Raw genomic sequence first — 18,293 nt, forward strand, 5'->3', positions numbered from 1 at the left:
CGCCGCGCCCCGTCAGGCCAGGTGCGCCGCGCCCAGGTCGGCGAACATCGCGCGGTTGAGGCGGAACGCGAGGCGCGCCTCCTCGACCACGTCGGCGCGCTGGGCGGGCGTGAGGTCGAGCGCGTCGAGGCGCTCGCGGTACACGTCCTTGAACGGCTTGAGCTTGTGGATCTGCGGGAAGTCGTAGAACCGCACGCCGTCGCCGTCGAGCCCGTGGTGGCGCTCGATCATGCGCTTGAGCACCTGCCCGCCGGACAGGTCGCCGAGGTAGCGCGTGTAGGCGTGCGCGGCGTAGCGGGGCAGGTCGTCGCCGACCTCCTCGAGCCGCGCGACGTAGGCGGCGGTCGCGGGCAGGACGCGCACGCGGGCGCGCCAGTCGGGCCCGTGCAGGTGCGCCAGGTCGGCCTCGATCGCGGGCACGCGCTCGAGCTCGGCGAACACGAGCCCGGCGTCGGCGCCCGCGGCGACGAGCCGGTCGCCCGCGGCCTCGAGCGCGCGGTAGACGGCGTGCTGCTGGGCCGCGAGGTCGGCGTACCCGGCGAGCGGCAGGCGTCCGTCGACGAGGTGCTCGACGAACGGCGAGCGCTCGGCGTCCTCGTGGTCGGCGCGCGTGCCGGCGCGCAGCGCGGCGGACAGCGGCACGTCCGCGTCGGTCCCGGGGGCCCGCTCGTCGGTCTGTGCGGTCATGGGCGGGCTCCTCGGTGCGGCGGGGGCATGGACGGGCATGGACGGGCACGGACGCGCGCGGCGGTGCCGCGACGGTTGCTGACAGAACGTCAGGACGACACCGTAGATCAGGTGAGCCTCGCCTAACAAGACCGTCCGTCCAGGACCGCCGCGCCCGCAGCCCGGACGGTCCGGACGGTGCGCGGGCCGCCGCCCTATCCTGGGCGGCGGTCGACGCCCCGCACGCGCGTGCGGGGCGGCGCCGACGACACCCGCGCGGCCCGCCGGCCGCCCCGTCCGGAAGGCACCCCGTGGTCCTCTCGCCCGACGCCCCGTCCGTCCTGCGCATCGCCGTCCTCGGCTGCGGCGTCGTCGGCACGGAGGTCGTGCGCCGCCTGGTCACGGAGGCCGACGAGCTCGCGGCGCGCACGGGCGCGAAGCTCGAGCTCGTCGGGGTCGCGGTCCGCTCGCTCGACGCCGAGCGCGACCCGGTCGTCGACCGCGCGCTGCTGACCACCGACGCCGAGGCCCTGGTGACCCGCGCCGACGTCGTCGTCGAGCTCATGGGCGGCATCGAGCCGGCGCGCTCGCTCGTGCTGCGCGCCGTCGAGCACGGCGCGTCGGTCGTCACCGCCAACAAGGCGTTGCTCGCGCAGGACGGCCCGGCCCTGTACCAGGCGGCCGACGCGGCGGGCGTCGACCTGTACTTCGAGGCCGCGGTCGCCGGCGCGATCCCGATCGTGCGGCCCGTGCGCGAGTCGCTGGCCGGCGACACCGTGCAGCGCGTGCTCGGGATCGTCAACGGCACCACCAACTACGTGCTCGACTCGATGACCACCACGGGCGACGGGCTCGACGAGGCCGTCGCCGAGGCGCAGGCGCTCGGCTACGCCGAGGCCGACTCCACCGCCGACGTCGAGGGCTACGACGCCGCCGCGAAGGCCGCGATCCTCGCGTCGCTCGCGTTCCACACGCGGGTCGCGCTCGACGACGTCGAGCGCGCGGGCATCACCGGGCTCACCGCGCAGGACGTCGAGTGGGCGGGGCGCACGGGCCACGTGCTCAAGCTCCTCGCGGTCGCCGAGCGCGCGCACGACGACGACGGCACGGCCGGCGTGCTCGTGCGCGTGCAGCCGACGCTCGTGCCCGCCGAGCACCCGCTGGCCGGCGTGCGGCAGGCGTTCAACGCGGTGTTCGTCGAGGCCGAGGCCGCGGGCGAGCTGATGTTCTACGGTCGCGGCGCGGGCGGTGCACCCACCGCGTCGGCCGTGCTCGGGGACCTCGTGTCGGTCGCGCGGCACCGCGTCCTGGGCGGCAAGGGCCCGGTCGAGTCCTCGCACGCCGACCTGCCGGTGCTCGACGCGGGCCACGCGCGCTCGCGCTACCAGGTGCGCCTCGAGGTCGACGACCGCCCGGGCGTGCTCGCGCGCGTCGCGCACGCGCTGGCGGACCAGGACGTGTCGATCGAGTCGGTGCGCCAGACGCCCCAGGTCACCGGCGACGACGCGTCCGCCACGCTCGTCATCACGACCCACACCGCCCCCGTGCGCGCGCTGCGCACGACCGTCGACGCCGTCGCGGCGCTCGACGTCGTGCGCCGCGTCGTGTCCGTGCTGCCGGTGCTCTGAGACCCACCCCACCCACCCGAGAGAGCCGAACCCATGGCCCACCAGTGGCGCGGCGTCATCGCCGAGTACGCCGACCGTCTGCCCGCGCACGTCCAGGAGCGCGTCGTCACGCTGGGCGAGGGCGGCACGCCGCTCGTGCCCGCCCCGGCGCTGTCGGCGCTCACGGGTGCCGACGTGCACGTCAAGGTCGAGGGCATGAACCCGACCGGGTCGTTCAAGGACCGCGGCATGACGACGGCGATCTCCGCCGCCGCGGCGCGGGGCGCGCGCGCGGTCGTGTGCGCGTCGACGGGCAACACGTCGGCGTCGGCCGCGGCGTACGCGACGCGCGCCGGCATGGTCTGCGCCGTGCTCGTGCCGGACGGCAAGATCGCGATGGGCAAGCTCAGCCAGGCCGTCGCGCACGGCGCGCGCCTGCTGCAGGTCGACGGCAACTTCGACGACTGCCTGGTCGCGGCGCGCAAGCTCGCCGAGGCGTACCCCGTCGAGCTCGTGAACTCGGTGAACCCCGACCGCATCGAGGGGCAGAAGACCGGCGCGTTCGAGATCGTCGACGCGCTCGGCGACGCACCCGACATCCACTGCCTGCCGGTCGGCAACGCGGGCAACATCACGGCGTACTGGCAGGGCTACCGCGAGTACGCCGGGCTCGACGCGGGCGCCGCGCTGCCCGCCGTCGCGACGCGGACGCCCGCGATGTGGGGCTTCCAGGCCGCCGGCGCCGCACCCATCGTGCTCGGGCACCCGGTCGACCACCCCGAGACCATCGCGACCGCGATCCGCATCGGCAACCCCGCGTCGTGGCGGCAGGCCGAGGACGCGCGCGACGTGTCGGGCGGCGTCATCGAGTCCGTGACCGACGAGCAGATCCTCGCGGCGCACCGCGTGCTGTCGGCCGACGTCGGCGTGTTCGTCGAGCCCGCGTCCGCGTCGGGCGTCGCGGGCCTGCTGGCGCGTGCCGAGCGCGGTCTCGTGCCGGCGGGCGCACGCGTGGTCGTGACCGTCACGGGCCACGGGCTCAAGGACCCGCAGTGGGCGCTGCGCACGGCCGACGGCGGCGAGGTGCAGCCCGTGCGCGTGCAGGCGGACGTCGTGTCGATCGCCGACGCGCTCGAGCTGGCCTGACCGCCGTGCGGCTGCGTGCGGCGCACGTCCGGGTCCGGGTGCCCGCGACGTCGGCCAACCTGGGCCCGGGCTTCGACGCGCTCGGCGTCGCCCTCGGGCTGCACGACGAGATCGACGTCCGCGCGCTCGGCACGCCCGACGTGCGGGTCGAGGTCACGGGGGAGGGTGCCGGCGAGGTGCCCGACGGCGAGGACCACCTCGTGGTGCGGGCGCTGCGCGCCGCGCTGGACCACGTGGGCGCGCCGCAGACGGGCCTGCACCTCGTGTGCCGCAACCGCGTGCCGCACGGCCGCGGCCTGGGCTCGTCGGCCGCCGCGGTGGTCGCGGGGATCCTGGCGGCGCGTGGCCTGGTCGCCGACCCCGCCGCGCTCGACGACGACGTGGCGCTCGCGCTCGCGACGCGCCTCGAGGGGCACCCCGACAACGCGGCCCCCGCGCTGCTCGGCGGCCTGACCGTCGCCTGGTCGGACGACGCGCCCGCGGGCGGCGTCGCCGCGACCGGCCTGCCCCCGGTCCGCGCCGCGCGTCTCGCGGTGCACCCCGACGTCGCGCCGGTCGCGATCGTGCCGCCCGGTCACCTGTCGACGCACGCCGCGCGCGGCGTGCTGCCCGCGCAGGTCCCGCACGCCGACGCCGCGTGGCAGGCGGGTCGTGCCGCGCTGCTCGTCGAGGCGCTCGGCCGGCGCCCCGACCTGCTGCTCGCGGCGACCGGCGACCGCCTGCACCAGGGGTACCGGCGCGCGGTCATGCCCGCGTCGCTCGCGCTCGTCGACGCGCTGCGGGCGCGCGGCGTCGCCGCCGTCGTCTCGGGCGCCGGTCCGACCGTCCTGGCGCTCGCGCGGCGTGCGGGCGAGCGCGACGGCACCGAGGGGACGGACGCCGACGCCGCGGTCGCCGACGCGTTCGGCGGCGTCATGGCGGGCTGGCGCGTCCTCCCGCTGCCGGTCGACGCGACCGGCGGCACGGTCACGACCCTGCTCGACTGACGCGCGCGCGGCCGGGTCCGGGCGGTCGCGGGTGAACCCCCGCGACCGGCCACGGGCGTCGGACCCGCGGTGCTAGGCTGTTCGACGTTCCCCGGACCTCGTCCTCCGGCCCCCTGCGGATCCGACCGTCGACACCGTCGACGGACGACCGAGGTCTGCGACCTCCTGCTCGCGGACACCGCCGGACGGTCACCCGAGTCGACGACGAGGGGAACATCCCGCCCGCGTGAGCACACGTCGTCGTACGCAGCACGCGTGGTCACGCTCCACCTGGTCGCCGACCGGGTGCCGGCCCTGCCCCGGGAGCACCGGGAGGGCCCCGACGAGGGGGAAGGATCCTTCGTGACAGACACCATCGACGCCGCCGCGGGCGGCTCGGCCGCGGGCAGCATCTCCGCCATGAAGCTGCCCGAGCTCCAGTCGCTCGCCGCGCAGCTCGGCGTCAAGGGCACGAGCAAGATGCGCAAGGGCGACCTCGTGCAGGCGATCTCCGCCGCGCGCTCGGGCGAGCGCCCGCAGGCGCTCGAGGCGCGCACGACGCGTCGTGCGCGGGCCGTCGTCGAGGAGCCCGCGCAGGCTCCCGCCGAGCGTGCGGCCGAGGCGCCCGCGCCCGTGGCGCAGGCCCAGGACGACGCGCCCCGCGCGAGCCGGTCGCGCACCGCGCCGCGCGCCGCGACGGGTCAGGACGCCCTCGCGGGCCTCGAGGCCGCGCTCGACGCGCGGCTCGCGCCGCACGAGGAGCGCGACGACCGTGCCGCGCGCGCGGTCGACGCCGTGGCCGCCGTGACCGGCGAGCGCCGCTCGCGCCGTGCCGGTCGGGGTGCGGGTGCGCCCGCGGCCGTCGAGCCCGAGGCGCCGCAGGACGACGAGCAGGGTGGCGAGCGCCGCTCGCGCGACCGCCAGCAGGCCGAGCGCCGTCAGGACCGCGCGCCCGACCGTGCCCCCGACCGTGCGCAGGGCGCGGGCGACCGTCGGCAGGCCGAGGCCCGCGACGACGAGCGCGCGCAGGACGACCGTCGCCAGGGTGCGACGCGCGGTGCCGCCGACGCCGCGGACGACGACGAGCGCGGCGGCCGCCGTCGCCGCTCGCGCGACCGCTACCGCGACCGGGACCGCAAGCGCGGCCGCGGTCGCACCGGCGACCTCGCCGGCCTCGACGAGGTCGAGGTCGCCGAGGACGACGTGCTGCTGCCCGTCGCGGGCATCCTCGACGTGCTCGACTCGTACGCGTTCGTGCGCACCACCGGCTACCTCCCGGGCCCGAACGACGTCTACGTCTCGCTCAACCAGGTCAAGCGCCACGGCCTGCGCCGCGGCGACGCGATCACGGGTGCCGTGCGGCAGCCGCGCGAGGGCGAGCAGCCCGCGCCGGGCGGCCGTCCCAGCAAGTTCAACGCGCTCGTGCGGCTCGACACCGTCAACGGCCTCACGCCCGACGAGGCGCGCCAGCGCCCCGAGTTCTCCAAGCTCACGCCGCTGTACCCGCAGGAGCGCCTGCGCCTGGAGACCGAGCCGGGGCGTCTCACGCCGCGCGTGATCGACATCGTCGCGCCGATCGGCAAGGGCCAGCGCGGCCTCATCGTCGCGCCGCCCAAGGCCGGCAAGACGATCATCATGCAGCACATCGCGAACGCGATCACCGCGAACAACCCCGAGGTCCACCTCATGGTCGTGCTCGTCGACGAGCGCCCCGAGGAGGTCACCGACATGGAGCGGACGGTCAAGGGCGAGGTCATCGCCTCGACCTTCGACCGCCCCGCGTCGGACCACACGGTCGTCGCCGAGCTCGCGATCGAGCGCGCCAAGCGCCTGGTCGAGCTGGGCCAGGACGTCGTGGTGCTGCTCGACTCGCTGACCCGCCTGTCGCGCGCCTACAACCTCGCGGCGCCCGCGTCGGGCCGGATCCTGTCGGGCGGCGTCGACGCCTCGGCGCTGTACCCGCCCAAGAAGTTCTTCGGCGCCGCGCGCAACATCGAGAACGGCGGCTCGCTCACGATCCTCGCCTCGGCGCTGGTCGAGACGGGCTCGAAGATGGACGAGGTCATCTTCGAGGAGTTCAAGGGCACCGGGAACATGGAGCTGCGCCTGTCGCGCGGCCTCGCGGACAAGCGCATCTTCCCCGCGGTCGACGTCAACGCGTCGGGCACGCGCCGCGAGGAGGTCCTCATGAGCGGCGACGAGCTGAAGATCATCTACAAGCTGCGTCGCGTGCTCGGTGCGCTCGACCAGCAGCAGGCGATCGAGCTGCTGCTCGGCAAGCTGCGCGAGACCAAGTCGAACGTCGAGTTCCTGCTGCAGGTGCAGAAGACGACGCCCGGGCACAACGGCCCCGCGCTCGAGGACGGCGTGGGCAAGGTCGTCTGACCCGGCCACCGGCACCGACGTCGACGGCCCCGCACCCTCCCGGGTGCGGGGCCGTCGACGTGCCGGCCGGGGTCCGGCGCGGCTACAGGCTCATCCAGCAGTAGAGCTGCTCGTCGGCGGCGGCCGCGCGGCGCGCGAGGGCCGTGAGGTCGGTGACGAACGGGTGCAGGTCGTCACCGGTCGCGCCGGCGAGCTCCTCGGCGGTGGCCCAGCGCTCCGCGACGCCGGGCGCGCGCTCGTCGTCGAGCGACGCGAGCGCGTCGCGCGTGGACGCGGGCAGCTCGACGACCCACGGGCCGTCGGACGCGGCGGCGGACTCCTCGTCGGGCCAGACCAGCGCGGGGTCCTCGTCGTGGTCCTCGCCCGTGATCGCCGAGATCAGCGAGCCGAGCACGACGACGGGCTCGATGCCCTTGGCCTCGACGCCGTCGACCGTGGCGGTGCCCGGACCCGCGCCCGGCACGGGCGTGAGGGGGCCGGCGTCCTCACGCGACCCGAGCGCACGCGCGGCGTCCTGGTCCGCGGCGCGGAAGTAGTCGGTCAGCAGGCCCATGCGTGTCCTCCGGGGGTCGGTCGCCGCGGTCTCGCGGCCCGTCGCATGCTGCCACGCGCGGGCCGTCGTTCCTGCACCGGGGCGCCCGCAGGTCCCGGGTGCGGCGCGCGCGACGGGTGGACGATGCCCGCATGGACGCGTGGACCGAGCGGGTGGCCGCGGCGTGCGCCGCGGGCGAGGCCGCCGTGACCGAGCTGCTGACGACGCACTCCGGGCTGCCGGGGCCGCGGGCGAACCTCGCGCTGCTCGCGGCGTTCGGGGACGTCGCGCCGGCGGACCTCGTGGTGCGCCTGGCCGACGCCGACGACGAGTACCCGCGCAGCTGCGGGACGGCCGGGCTCGGTCGCCTGCTGCTCGACCACGCGCGCGCCGCGAGCCCGCGCTCGGCCGACGCCGGCGCGTGGCGCGCGACGCTCGACGCCCGCGTCTCCGACGCGTCGTGGCGCGTGCGCGAGGCCGCGGCGATGGCCGGTCAGCGGCTCGGCGCGGGGGAGCCCGCGGCGCTCGTGGCGCTCGCCGACGCGTGGCTGCGCACCGGCGACCCGCTGCCCGCGCGGGCGGCCGTGGCCGCGCTGTGCGAGCCCGCGCTGCTGCGCGTGCCGGCGCTGCGGGTGGCCGCGCTCGACGCGTGCGCGCGCGCGACCGACCTGCTGCGAGCCGTGCCGGCGGCGCACCGGCGGGACGCCGACGTGCGCACGCTGCGGCAGGCGCTCGGCTACGCGTGGTCGGTCGCGGTCGCGGGCGACCCCGACGCGGGGCTGCCGGCGTTCGTGGCCCTCGCACGCGATCCCGACGCCGACGTCGCGTGGGTCGTGCGGGAGAACCGGAAGAAGAAGCGGCTCGCGGCGCTGCTGGCCTGAGAGGGCCTGCGCCGGCTGTGCCGGCCTGTGCCGACCCAGCCGGGAAGGTTTCGACCCCGTCGGTGGTTCTGGCACAATGGTTCGTCGGTCTGCGGTTCACCGGCGCGGCACGCGCGTCCGGACCCGGAGGCACCCCCACCAAGGAGAGTTCAGTGAAGTCTGGCATCCACCCGGAGTACGTGGCCACCGAGGTCACGTGCACCTGCGGCAACACCTTCGTGACGCGCTCGACCGTGACGTCCGGCAAGATCCACGCCGACGTCTGCAGCGCCTGCCACCCGTTCTACACGGGCAAGCAGAAGATCCTCGACACCGGCGGCCGCGTGGCCCGCTTCGAGGCGCGCTACGGCAAGAAGAGCGCCAACTAGCACCCCGGCAGCGCCGGTGCGCGCGCGGACGACGGCCCTCCATGGCCGTGCCCGCGGCGCACCGGCGCTGTCGCTTTGTGCCGGTCGGGTCACGCGTGGGAGGTCAGCAGGTGGAGCAGCTCGACGCCGTCGAGGCGGCCCTCGCCGAGCACGCGCAGATCGAGCGTGACCTGTCCGACCCCGCGGTCCACGCCGACGCGGGCCGCGCGCGCCGCCTCGGGCGGCGCTACGCCGAGCTCGGGCGGGTCGTGCAGGCCTACCGGGCGTGGCGGACGGCCGCCGGCGACGCGCAGGCCGCCGCCGAGCTCGCGGACGAGGACCCGGCGTTCGCCGACGAGCTGCCCGCGCTGCGCGCCGCGGCCGACGAGGCCGCCGAGCGTCTGCGCCGCGTCCTGGTGCCGCGCGACCCCGACGACGCGCGCGACGTGATCCTCGAGATCAAGGCGGGCGAGGGCGGTGAGGAGTCCGCGCTGTTCGCGGGCGACCTGCTGCGCATGTACACGCGCTACGCCGAGCGGCAGGGCTGGGCGGTGCAGGTGCTCGACTCCACGGCGTCGGACCTGGGCGGCGTCAAGGACGTGCAGGTCGCGATCAAGGCGCGCGGGGCGACGACGCCCGAGGACGGCGTGTGGGCGCACCTGAAGTACGAGGGCGGCGTGCACCGCGTGCAGCGCGTGCCGGTCACCGAGTCCCAGGGCCGCATCCACACGTCGGCGGCCGGCGTCATGGTCTTCCCCGAGGCCGACGACGAGGGTGACGTCGAGATCGACCAGAACGACCTGCGGATCGACGTCTACCGCTCGTCCGGGCCGGGCGGGCAGTCCGTCAACACGACGGACTCGGCCGTGCGGATCACCCACCTGCCGACCGGCATCGTCGTGTCGATGCAGAACGAGAAGTCCCAGCTGCAGAACCGCGAGCAGGCGCTGCGCGTGCTGCGTGCGCGGCTGCTCGCCGCGCGGCAGGAGGAGGTCGCGGCCGCCGCGAGCGAGGCGCGCCGCTCGCAGGTGCGCACGGTCGACCGCTCGGAGCGGATCCGCACGTACAACTTCCCCGAGAACCGCATCGCCGACCACCGCACCGGCTACAAGGCGTACAACCTCGACCAGGTGCTCGACGGCGACCTCGGCCCGGTCGTCGCGTCCGCCGTCGAGGCCGACGAGGCCGCGCAGCTCGCCGCCGCGGGCGGCCACGCGTGACCGACGCCGTGCGCCCGGCGCCCGGGCTGCGGGCGTACGTCGACGGCGCCGCGGCCGTGCTCGCCGAGGCGGGCGTCGCGTCGCCGCGGCACGACGCGCTCGCGCTCGCCGCGTACGCGCTGGGCCTGCCGCGCGTCGAGCTCGTGCTGCCGCCGCCGCTGCCCGACGGGTTCGCCGCCGAGTTCGCGGGGCTCGTCGAGCGCCGTCGTGCGCGCGAGCCGCTGCAGCACATCGTCGGGTCCACGGTCTTCCGCTACGTGACGCTGCGCGTCGAGCCGGGCGTGTTCGTGCCGCGGCCCGAGACCGAGACCGTCGCGCAGCTCGCGATCGACGAGGCCGCGGCGCTCGCGGCGCGGGGCGCCCGCCCGCTCGTCGTCGACCTGTGCACGGGCACGGGCGCGATCGCGATCGCCGTCGACACCGAGGTGCCCGCGAGCCGGGTCGTGGCCGTGGACCTGTCCGACGAGGCCGTCGGCCTCGCACGCGCCAACGCGGGCGCGGTCGGCACGGCCGACCTGCGCGTCGAGCGGGGCGACGTGCGCGACCCCGCGCTGCTGGCCGAGCTCGACGGCGCCGTCGACGTGCTCGTCTCCAACCCGCCCTACATCCCGCCCGACGCGGTCCCGCTCGACCCCGAGGTGCGCGACCACGACCCCGACCTCGCGCTCTACGGCGGGGGAGCGGACGGGCTCGAGGTGCCGCGCGCCGTGATCGCCGCCGCGGCCCGGCTGCTGGGCGACGGCGGCCTGCTGGTGATGGAGCACGCCGAGGTGCAGGGCCCCGCCGCACGTGCCGCGGCCGAGGCGACCGGTGCGTTCGCCGAGGTCCGGACGCTGCCCGACCTCACCGGCCGGGAGCGCACGCTCGTCGCGCGGCGGGTCGCACGGCCGGTCGTGGGAGACTCGCCCGCGTGAGCCTCATCCGCATCAAGGACGCGACCGACCCGGCGACCTGGGGCCCCGCGATCGACGAGGCCGTGAACGCGGTCGGTCGCGGCGAGCTCGTGGTGCTGCCCACCGACACCGTGTACGGCATCGGCGCCGACGCGTTCGCGCCGCGCGCCGTGCAGGCGCTGCTCGACGCCAAGGGCCGGGGCCGCCAGATGCCGCCACCCGTGCTCATCCCCGACGTCCGGACGCTCGACGGCCTCGCGACCGACGTCCCCGCCGGCGTCCGCGCGCTCGCCGAGGCGTTCTGGCCCGGCGGTCTGACGATCATCGTGCGCGCGCAGCCCTCCCTCGCGTGGGACCTGGGCGAGACGCACGGGACGGTCGCGCTGCGCATGCCCGACCACCCCGTGGCGCTCGCGCTGCTGCGCCGCACGGGTCCGCTCGCGGTGTCGAGCGCCAACCTCACGGGCCGGCCCGCGGCGACGACCGCGGCCGAGGCGTACCGCCAGCTCGGCGCCAAGGTCCCCGTGTTCCTCGACGGCGGCGAGGCGCCCGGCGGCGTCGCGTCGACGATCGTCGACGCGACGGGCGACGTCCTGCGCATCGTGCGGCTCGGCGCGCTCGACGTCGCGACCCTCGCCGCGGTGGCGCCCGTGATGGGCCCGCCCCCGCCGGCGCCGGCGACGGACGCGCCGGCGGCGGACGGCCGCGGGGACGGTGCGCCCGACGACGACACCACGGCGGGCGGGACCGCCGCGCCGTGAGGGTGTACCTGCTCGTCGCGGTGGTCGCCGCGGTCGTCACCTACCTCACGACGCCGCTCGCGCGCTGGTGCGCGCTGCGCTGGGGAGCGATCACGGCCGTGCGCGACCGTGACGTGCACGCGGTCCCGACGCCGCGGCTCGGCGGCATGGCGATGTTCGTCGGACTGCTGGTCGCGCTGCTCATCGGCTCGCGCGTCCCGTTCCTCGAGCCGGTGTACGCCAACCCGCGGCCCATCTTCGGCATCGTCGGCGGTGCCGCGATCGTGTGCGCGCTCGGCGTCGCCGACGACATCTGGGACCTCGACTGGCTCACGAAGCTCATGGGTCAGATCCTCGCGGCCGGGTTCCTGGCCTGGCAGGGCGTGCTGCTCTACCAGCTGCCGGTCGCCGAGAACGTCATCAGCGGATCGTCGCGCTCGGCGGTGTTCCTCACGGTGGTGTCGGTCGTCGTCGCGATGAACGCCGTGAACTTCGTCGACGGCCTCGACGGCCTGGCGGCGGGCGTCCTGGCGATCGGGGGCGCGGCGTTCTTCGTCTACGCCTACCTGCTGACCATCGGCACGGGCCGGGACGACTACTCGAACCTCGCGACGCTGGTGGTCGCGGCGCTCGTCGGCGTGTGCGTCGGCTTCCTGCCGCACAACTTCTACCCGGCGCGCATCTTCATGGGCGACTCGGGCTCGATGCTGCTCGGCTTCGTCATCGCGGCCGCCGCGATCGTCGTGACGGGTCAGATCGACTTCGCGGCGGTGGTCGACCGCGTGCGGTTCCCCGCGTACGTGCCGATCCTGCTGCCCGTCGCCGTGCTCGTGCTGCCGCTGCTCGACATGGGCCTGGCGATCGTGCGGCGCCTCCTCAACGGCAAGAGCCCGTTCCACCCCGACCGCCTGCACCTGCACCACCGGCTGCTGGCGCTGGGCCACAGCCACCGGCGCGCGGTCGCGATCATGTACGTCTGGACGGGCGTGCTGGCGTTCGGGGTCGCGGCGCTCGCCGCGCTGTCGACCACCACGGTCCTCGTCCTCACCGGCATCGGTGTGGTGATCGCGACGATCCTGACGTTCGGCCCGTTGCGCGGGTCGCGACGCACCCCCGACGACGTGCCGGACGACGCCCCGACCGTCGTCGGGTCCTGACCGCCCCACCCCTGAGGAGACCCCCGTGACGGACCCGGCCGGCCCCCTGGCCCCCGAGGCGCAGGACGCCATCCGTGCCGTGCTGCGCCGCGCGCTGCGCGACCTGCTCGTGCTGCTCGCCGTCCTCGTCGTGCTGGGGGTGGCGGTCGGGGCGCTGGTCGCCGGCCTCCCGGGCGTGTGGGGTGCGCTGATCGGCGCGGCGATCGCGCTCGCGTTCTCGGGCACGACGATCTGGTCGATGCTGCGCACGGTGCGGTCGGGGCTCGGCCAGATGTCGGCGCTCGTCATGGGCGCCTGGCTCGCGAAGGTCGTGCTCCTGGTCGTCGTGCTCGCGGTGCTGCGCGGCATGGACTTCTACGACGCGCGCGTGCTGGTCGTGGTGCTCACGCTCGGCGTGGTCGGGTCGGCGTTCGCCGACTACCGCGCGGTCCAGGCCAGCCGGACACCGTACGTCGTGCCCTCCGCGACCGGTCGGGACGAAGAGCCCAGAAGGGTGGACGGCGGTCAGGATCAGCCCCACCGATAGGTTAGGCTTCCCCCGAATCCACGACGTCCACGTGCTACGGAGCGCTCGCATCGACGCGCGCGTCGGCAGTCATCACGACCACAGGAGTCCGCTCTGTCCAGCCTCTCGACGATCCTGCCGTTCGCCGCGTCGCAGGACGGCGGGTTCCATGCGCCGACGATCGCCGAGTTCTTCCCGCCCGCCGTGCTGTTCGAGGGGACGCCCTTCGAGCTGAACCGGATCATCCTCATCCGGATCCTCGCGACCCTCGTCCTGGTGACCCTGTTCTGGGTCGCCGCGAGCCGTGCGCGCCTCGTGCCGAACCGCGGCCAGAACGCCGCCGAGATGGCGCTCGACTTCGTGCGGGTCAACATCGCCGAGGAGATCATCGGCAAGGACACCGCGCGCCGGTACGTCCCGCTGCTGACCACGATCTTCTTCGCCGTGCTCGCCGCCAACATCACGGGCGTCGTGCCCGGCCTCAACATCGCGAGCTCGTCGCTCATCGGCTTCCCGCTGGTGATGGCCGTGATCGCGTTCGTCGCCTTCATCGTCGTGGGCGTCAAGTCGCACGGCGCCGTCGGCTACCTGCGCACGACCCTGTTCCCCTCGGGCGTGCCGTGGCCGGTCTACATCATCCTCACGCCGATCGAGCTCATCTCGACGTTCATCCTGCGGCCGGCGACCCTCACCATCCGACTCCTCGTCAACATGGTGGCCGGGCACCTGCTGCTCGTGCTCTGCTTCGGCGCGACCCACTTCCTCTTCTTCGAGGCGGCGGGTGCGCTCAAGGCGGTCGGCGCCGTGACGCTCGCGGCCGGCTTCGCCTTCACGCTCTTCGAGATCTTCATCGCGGCGCTGCAGGCGTACATCTTCACGCTGCTCAGCGCGGTGTACATCAGCATCTCGCAGGAGTCGCACTGACCACGTCGTAGTCCTCGTCGGCGGCCCACCGGGCCGTCGTCACGACCGTCGGAGGAACCGGACGAGGGTCCGGCCCCGCCAACCGGAAGGAAGAACACTCGTGGACATCACGGGCAACATCGCAACGATCGGTTTCGGCCTGGCCGCGCTCGGCCCCGGCATCGGCCTCGGCATCATGGTCGCCAAGACGCAGGAGGCCACGGCTCGCCAGCCCGAGGTCGCCGGTCTGCTGCGCACCAACATGTTCATCGCGCTCGCCGCCATCGAGGCGCTCGGCCTCATCGGCTTCGCCGCCGGCTTCGTCTTCTGATCCGATGATCGCGACGACTCTCGTCCTGGCGGCCGAGGGAGGGGAGCAGTCGATCCTCTTCCCGGCGGACTACGACATCTTGTGGTCGGCTGTCTGCGCGCTGGTCATCGGTCTGGTCTTCTGGAAGAAGGTCCTCCCGGTCTTCACGCGGATCCTCGACGAGCGCACCGAGCTCATCGAGGGTGGGCTCAAGCGCGCGGAGGTCGCCCAGGAGGAGGCCGCCGCACTCATCGAGCAGTACAAGGCGCAGCTCGACGAGGCCCGCAACGAGGCCGCGCGCGTCCGTGAGGAGGCGCGTGCCGAGGGGCAGGCGATCCTCGCGGAGCTGCGGGCCAAGGCCACGGCCGACGCCGAGCGCATCGTCGAGACCGCGCACCGGCAGATCGAGGCCGAGCGTCAGGCGGCGGCGATCTCGCTGCGGTCCGACGTGGGCTCGCTGGCCACCGACCTCGCCGCGCGGATCCTCGGTGAGTCGCTCTCCGACGACGCGCGCGCGTCGCGGGTCGTGGACCGGTTCCTCGACGAGCTCGACGGCCAGCTGGGCGCGTCGGCCGACGAGGCGGACGCGGACCGCGTGAAGGGACGCTGATGCGAGGCACGAGCCAGCAGGCGCTGACGGACGCGGAGGACCGGTTCGAGCCGGTCCTCGCCGCCGCGGGTGCGGACGCCGCGACGCTGGGCGACCAGCTGTTCGCGGTGGTCGACCTGCTGGACGGGAACGCGTCGCTGCGGCGCGCGCTGACCGACCCCGGCGCGACGGGCGAGGCCAAGGCCGGGCTCGTCGGCGCCGTGCTCTCCGGGCGCGTCGACGGCCGGGTCGTCGACCTGGTCGCCGGCATGGTCCGGGCCCGCTGGGCGGGTGAGCGCGACCTCGTCGAGGCCGTCGACCGTCTGGGCACGGTCGCGGTGCTCGCGTCCGCGCAGGCGGCCGGCGAGCTCGAGCGCGTCGAGGACGAGCTGTTCCGGGTCGACCGGCTGCTCGCGGCGAACCGCGACGTCCGCCAGGCGCTCGGGGACCGGACGGCCGACGTGGCCCGCCGGACCACGCTCGTGCGCGACCTGCTGGGCACCAAGGCGGCCGCGGCGACCCTCACGCTCGTGACCCGCGCGGTCGCGGCCCCCGGGGCCGCACGCTGACCGCCGCGGTCATCGAGCTCGGCCGGCTCGCGGCCGCGCGTCGACGCCGGCTCGTGGCCCAGGTGACGGCCGCCGCCGCGCTCACGCAGGCGCAGCGCGAGCGGATCGAGCGGCTCCTCGAGCGCCGCTACGGCCGCCCCGTGCAGCTCAACGTCTCCGTCGACCCCGCGGCCCTGGGCGGCCTGCGGATCCAGGTCGACGCCGACGTGATCGACGCGACCGTGCGCGCACGGCTGGACGACGCCCGCCGCCGGCTCGCCGGCTGACGAACCCTCTCGACGACCCCACCGCCGGTCCGCACCGGGCGGACACGACAGGAGTAACCGCTGATGTCTGAGCTGACGATCCGGCCGGAGGAGATCCGCGCCGCGCTGGACAGCTTCGTCAAGTCCTACGAGCCCGCCGACGCGGTCGCCGAGGAGGTCGGGCGCGTGACGCTCGCCGCCGACGGCATCGCGCAGGTCGAGGGCCTGCCCGGGGCCATGGCGAACGAGCTGCTGCGCTTCGAGGACGGCACGCTGGGCCTCGCGCTCAACCTCGACGTGCGCGAGATCGGTGTCGTCGTGCTCGGCGAGTTCGCCGGCATCGAGGAGGGCCAGGAGGTCCGTCGCACGGGTGAGGTCCTGTCGGTCGCCGTCGGCGACGGCTACCTCGGCCGCGTCGTCGACCCGCTGGGCAACCCCATCGACGGCCTGGGCGACGTCGCCACCGAGGCCCGCCGCGCGCTCGAGCTGCAGGCCCCCGGCGTCATGGCCCGCAAGTCGGTCCACGAGCCGCTGCAGACCGGCCTCAAGGCCATCGACTCGATGATCCCGATCGGGCGCGGCCAGCGTCAGCTCATCATCGGCGACCGCCAGACCGGCAAGACAGCGATCGCGATCGACACGATCATCAACCAGAAGGCGAACTGGGAGTCGGGCGACCCGACCAAGCAGGTGCGCTGCGTCTACGTCGCGATCGGCCAGAAGGGCTCGACCATCGCCGCGGTGCGCGGCGCCCTCGAGGAGGCCGGCGCGCTCGAGTACACGACGATCGTCGCGGCCCCGGCGTCCGACCCGGCGGGCTTCAAGTACCTCGCGCCCTACACCGGCTCGGCCATCGGCCAGCACTGGATGTACCAGGGCAAGCACGTCCTCATCGTGTTCGACGACCTGTCGAAGCAGGCCGAGGCGTACCGCGCCGTGTCGCTGCTGCTGCGTCGCCCGCCGGGCCGCGAGGCGTACCCCGGTGACGTCTTCTACCTGCACTCCCGCCTGCTCGAGCGCTGCGCGAAGCTCTCGGACGAGCTGGGCGCGGGCTCGATGACGGGCCTGCCGGTCATCGAGACCAAGGCCAACGACGTGTCGGCGTACATCCCGACCAACGTCATCTCGATCACCGACGGCCAGATCTTCCTGCAGTCGGACCTGTTCAACGCCGACCAGCGCCCCGCCGTCGACGTCGGCATCTCGGTGTCCCGCGTCGGTGGTGCCGCGCAGGTCAAGGCGATGAAGCAGGTGTCCGGCACGCTCAAGCTCGACCTCGCGCAGTACCGCTCGCTCGAGGCGTTCGCGATGTTCGCGTCCGACCTCGACGCGGCGTCGCGCGCGCAGCTGACGCGTGGTGCGCGGCTCATGGAGCTGCTCAAGCAGGGTCAGTACTCGCCGTACCCGGTCGAGGACCAGGTGGCGTCGATCTGGGCCGGCACCAAGGGCAAGCTCGACGACGTCCCGCTCGAGGACGTCCGCCGCTTCGAGTCCGAGATGCTGGAGCACCTGCGCCGCAAGACCGACGTGCTCTCGACGATCGCCGAGACCGGCAAGCTCGACGAGGCCACCGAGCAGGCGCTCGGCTCGGCCGTCGACGACTTCCGCAACGGCTTCATCACGTTCGACGGCAGCGCCCTCGTGGGCGAGGCCGAGGAGGACGAGCACGTCGAGGTCGAGCAGGAGCAGATCGTCCGCCAGAAGCGGGCCTGAGCATGGCGGGACAGCAGCGCGTCTACAAGGCGCGGATCAAGAGCACCCAGTCGCTCAAGAAGATGTTCCGCGCCCAGGAGCTCATCGCCGCGTCGCGCATCGGCAAGGCGCGCGACCGGGTGGCCATGGCCACGCCGTACGCCCGGGCGATCACGCGTGCCGTCTCGGCGGTCGCGACGCACTCCGACGTGTCCCACCCGTTCCTCGTGGAGCGCACGGACACGACGCGCGCCGCGGTGCTGCTCATCGCCTCGGACCGCGGCATGGCGGGCGCCTACTCGGCGAGCGTCATCCGCGAGACCGAGCGGCTCGTGCAGCGGCTCGAGAGCGAGGGCAAGCAGGTCGCCCTCTACGTCTCGGGACGTCGCGCCGTGGCGTACTACACGTTCCGGCAGCGCGAGCTCGCGGGGCAGTGGTCCGGCTTCTCGGACGCGCCGACCCCCGAGGTCGCCGACGAGATCGCGAACGAGCTGCTCGACGCGTTCCGCGCGGCGCCCGAGGAGGGCGGCGTGAGCGAGGTGCACGTCGTGTTCACGCAGTTCGTCAACATGGTCACGCAGCGCCCGCGCGTCGTGCGGCTCCTGCCGCTCGAGGTCGTCGAGGGCGTGGCCCCGGTGGGCGAGAACGACGCGCTGCCGCTGTACGAGTTCGAGCCGAGCCCGGCCGAGGTGCTCGACGCGCTCCTGCCGCGGTACGTGCGCACGCGCATCTACGCGAACCTGCTGCAGGCCTCGGCCTCGGAGCTCGCGGCGCGGCAGCGGGCCATGCACACCGCGACCGAGAACGCCGAGGACCTCATCCGCACCTACACGCGACTGGCCAACCAGGCGCGGCAGGGCGAGATCACCCAGGAGATCAGCGAGATCGTGTCGGGCGCCGACGCGCTCGCGTCCTCCTGACCCCCGACAGCACGACACCGA

Annotated in this window: 20 protein-coding genes; 18 read left to right on the plus strand and 2 right to left on the minus strand. The window is 74.8% G+C overall.

Features of this window, described 5'->3' with window-relative positions:
* Positions 1-12: 12 nt before the first annotated feature.
* Positions 13-687 (minus strand): biliverdin-producing heme oxygenase, encoded by a 675-nt coding sequence (locus GY42_RS00215; protein WP_046527777.1) that lies wholly within the window; start codon positions 685-687, stop codon positions 13-15.
* A gap of 290 nt (positions 688-977) precedes the next feature.
* On the opposite strand from GY42_RS00215, the gene GY42_RS00220 reads away from it, so the two are divergent.
* The 4 genes from GY42_RS00220 to rho all read left to right on the plus strand — a co-directional run bounded on the left by GY42_RS00220 (position 978) and on the right by rho (position 6,769).
* A complete protein-coding gene (locus GY42_RS00220; RefSeq protein ID WP_046527778.1) occupies positions 978-2,294 on the plus strand; it encodes a homoserine dehydrogenase in 1,317 nt (438 codons plus the stop codon).
* A gap of 33 nt (positions 2,295-2,327) precedes the next feature.
* Positions 2,328-3,419: a threonine synthase gene (gene thrC / locus GY42_RS00225; protein WP_046527779.1), complete on the plus strand. Its 1,092-nt coding sequence runs from the start codon at positions 2,328-2,330 to the stop codon at positions 3,417-3,419.
* A 5-nt stretch (positions 3,420-3,424) separates the two neighbouring features.
* Positions 3,425-4,405 (plus strand): homoserine kinase, encoded by a 981-nt coding sequence (thrB, locus tag GY42_RS00230; RefSeq protein WP_046527780.1) that lies wholly within the window; start codon positions 3,425-3,427, stop codon positions 4,403-4,405.
* 342 nt (positions 4,406-4,747) lie between these two features.
* Complete coding sequence (rho, locus tag GY42_RS00235; RefSeq protein WP_046530355.1) at positions 4,748-6,769, plus strand: transcription termination factor Rho; 2,022 nt, start codon at positions 4,748-4,750, stop codon at positions 6,767-6,769.
* An 82-nt stretch (positions 6,770-6,851) separates the two neighbouring features.
* Here the strand turns inward: rho and GY42_RS00240 are convergent, their stop codons facing one another.
* Positions 6,852-7,322: a hypothetical protein gene (locus GY42_RS00240; RefSeq protein ID WP_046527781.1), complete on the minus strand. Its 471-nt coding sequence runs from the start codon at positions 7,320-7,322 to the stop codon at positions 6,852-6,854.
* Between the two features lie 131 nt (positions 7,323-7,453).
* Here GY42_RS00240 and GY42_RS00245 point away from each other — a divergent pair, with 131 nt between their 5' ends.
* From GY42_RS00245 to GY42_RS00305, 14 genes are all read left to right on the plus strand, one after another.
* On the plus strand, positions 7,454-8,182 hold the full coding sequence (locus tag GY42_RS00245; RefSeq protein ID WP_052748138.1) for a hypothetical protein: 729 nt from the start codon (positions 7,454-7,456) through the stop codon (positions 8,180-8,182).
* A gap of 152 nt (positions 8,183-8,334) precedes the next feature.
* Positions 8,335-8,550, plus strand: coding sequence for a 50S ribosomal protein L31 (gene rpmE, locus GY42_RS00250; protein WP_046527782.1), 216 nt, complete (start codon positions 8,335-8,337; stop codon positions 8,548-8,550).
* A 110-nt stretch (positions 8,551-8,660) separates the two neighbouring features.
* Positions 8,661-9,749, plus strand: coding sequence for a peptide chain release factor 1 (prfA, locus tag GY42_RS00255; RefSeq protein ID WP_046527783.1), 1,089 nt, complete (start codon positions 8,661-8,663; stop codon positions 9,747-9,749).
* Entirely contained in the window at positions 9,746-10,663 is a 918-nt protein-coding gene (gene prmC, locus GY42_RS00260; RefSeq protein WP_082131288.1) for a peptide chain release factor N(5)-glutamine methyltransferase, read from the plus strand. The genes prfA and prmC overlap by 4 nt, the downstream gene beginning before the upstream one ends.
* Positions 10,660-11,403 (plus strand): L-threonylcarbamoyladenylate synthase, encoded by a 744-nt coding sequence (locus tag GY42_RS00265; RefSeq protein WP_052748139.1) that lies wholly within the window; start codon positions 10,660-10,662, stop codon positions 11,401-11,403. The genes prmC and GY42_RS00265 overlap by 4 nt, the downstream gene beginning before the upstream one ends.
* The gene (locus GY42_RS00270; protein WP_046527784.1) at positions 11,400-12,539 is read left to right on the plus strand and encodes an MraY family glycosyltransferase; all 1,140 of its coding nucleotides are present in this window, start codon (positions 11,400-11,402) and stop codon (positions 12,537-12,539) included. Before GY42_RS00265 ends, GY42_RS00270 begins: the two co-directional genes overlap by 4 nt.
* A gap of 25 nt (positions 12,540-12,564) precedes the next feature.
* Positions 12,565-13,065, plus strand: a complete 501-nt coding sequence (locus tag GY42_RS00275; protein WP_046527785.1) for a hypothetical protein — start codon at positions 12,565-12,567, stop codon at positions 13,063-13,065.
* Between the two features lie 183 nt (positions 13,066-13,248).
* A complete protein-coding gene (gene atpB, locus GY42_RS00280) occupies positions 13,249-13,968 on the plus strand; it encodes a F0F1 ATP synthase subunit A (RefSeq protein ID WP_236686677.1) in 720 nt (239 codons plus the stop codon).
* 100 nt (positions 13,969-14,068) lie between these two features.
* The gene (gene atpE / locus GY42_RS00285; protein WP_256970836.1) at positions 14,069-14,278 is read left to right on the plus strand and encodes an ATP synthase F0 subunit C; all 210 of its coding nucleotides are present in this window, start codon (positions 14,069-14,071) and stop codon (positions 14,276-14,278) included.
* 4 nt (positions 14,279-14,282) lie between these two features.
* A complete protein-coding gene (locus GY42_RS00290; protein ID WP_046527787.1) occupies positions 14,283-14,867 on the plus strand; it encodes a F0F1 ATP synthase subunit B in 585 nt (194 codons plus the stop codon).
* The gene (locus tag GY42_RS00295) at positions 14,867-15,415 is read left to right on the plus strand and encodes a F0F1 ATP synthase subunit delta (RefSeq protein ID WP_330217823.1); all 549 of its coding nucleotides are present in this window, start codon (positions 14,867-14,869) and stop codon (positions 15,413-15,415) included. The genes GY42_RS00290 and GY42_RS00295 overlap by 1 nt, the downstream gene beginning before the upstream one ends.
* 11 nt (positions 15,416-15,426) lie before the next feature.
* Positions 15,427-15,681 carry a F0F1 ATP synthase subunit delta gene (locus GY42_RS20085; RefSeq protein WP_330217861.1) on the plus strand — a complete coding sequence of 85 codons (255 nt, stop codon included), beginning with the start codon at positions 15,427-15,429 and terminating at the stop codon, positions 15,679-15,681.
* Positions 15,682-15,744: 63 nt separating this feature from the next.
* On the plus strand, positions 15,745-17,373 hold the full coding sequence (gene atpA, locus GY42_RS00300; protein ID WP_046527788.1) for a F0F1 ATP synthase subunit alpha: 1,629 nt from the start codon (positions 15,745-15,747) through the stop codon (positions 17,371-17,373).
* A 2-nt stretch (positions 17,374-17,375) separates the two neighbouring features.
* Positions 17,376-18,272, plus strand: coding sequence for a F0F1 ATP synthase subunit gamma (locus tag GY42_RS00305; protein ID WP_046527789.1), 897 nt, complete (start codon positions 17,376-17,378; stop codon positions 18,270-18,272).
* Positions 18,273-18,293 lie beyond the last annotated feature (21 nt).

It is taken from the genome of Cellulomonas sp. FA1, assembly GCF_000986825.1.
GTDB classification, from domain to species: Bacteria; Actinomycetota; Actinomycetes; order Actinomycetales; family Cellulomonadaceae; genus Cellulomonas; species Cellulomonas iranensis.

Bases quoted from the DNA above. Each gene is read 5' to 3' on its own strand.
- GY42_RS00215 (WP_046527777.1), bottom strand. From the start codon at position 687: ATGACCGCACAGACCGACGAGCGGGCCCCCGGGACCGACGCGGACGTG.
- GY42_RS00295 (WP_330217823.1), top strand. From the start codon at position 14,867: ATGCGAGGCACGAGCCAGCAGGCGCTGACGGACGCGGAGGACCGGTTC.
- atpA (WP_046527788.1), top strand. From the start codon at position 15,745: ATGTCTGAGCTGACGATCCGGCCGGAGGAGATCCGCGCCGCGCTGGAC.
- GY42_RS00290 (WP_046527787.1), top strand. From the start codon at position 14,283: ATGATCGCGACGACTCTCGTCCTGGCGGCCGAGGGAGGGGAGCAGTCG.
- GY42_RS00245 (WP_052748138.1), top strand. From the start codon at position 7,454: ATGGACGCGTGGACCGAGCGGGTGGCCGCGGCGTGCGCCGCGGGCGAG.
- GY42_RS00240 (WP_046527781.1), bottom strand. From the start codon at position 7,322: ATGGGCCTGCTGACCGACTACTTCCGCGCCGCGGACCAGGACGCCGCG.
- GY42_RS00305 (WP_046527789.1), top strand. From the start codon at position 17,376: ATGGCGGGACAGCAGCGCGTCTACAAGGCGCGGATCAAGAGCACCCAG.
- thrC (WP_046527779.1), top strand. From the start codon at position 2,328: ATGGCCCACCAGTGGCGCGGCGTCATCGCCGAGTACGCCGACCGTCTG.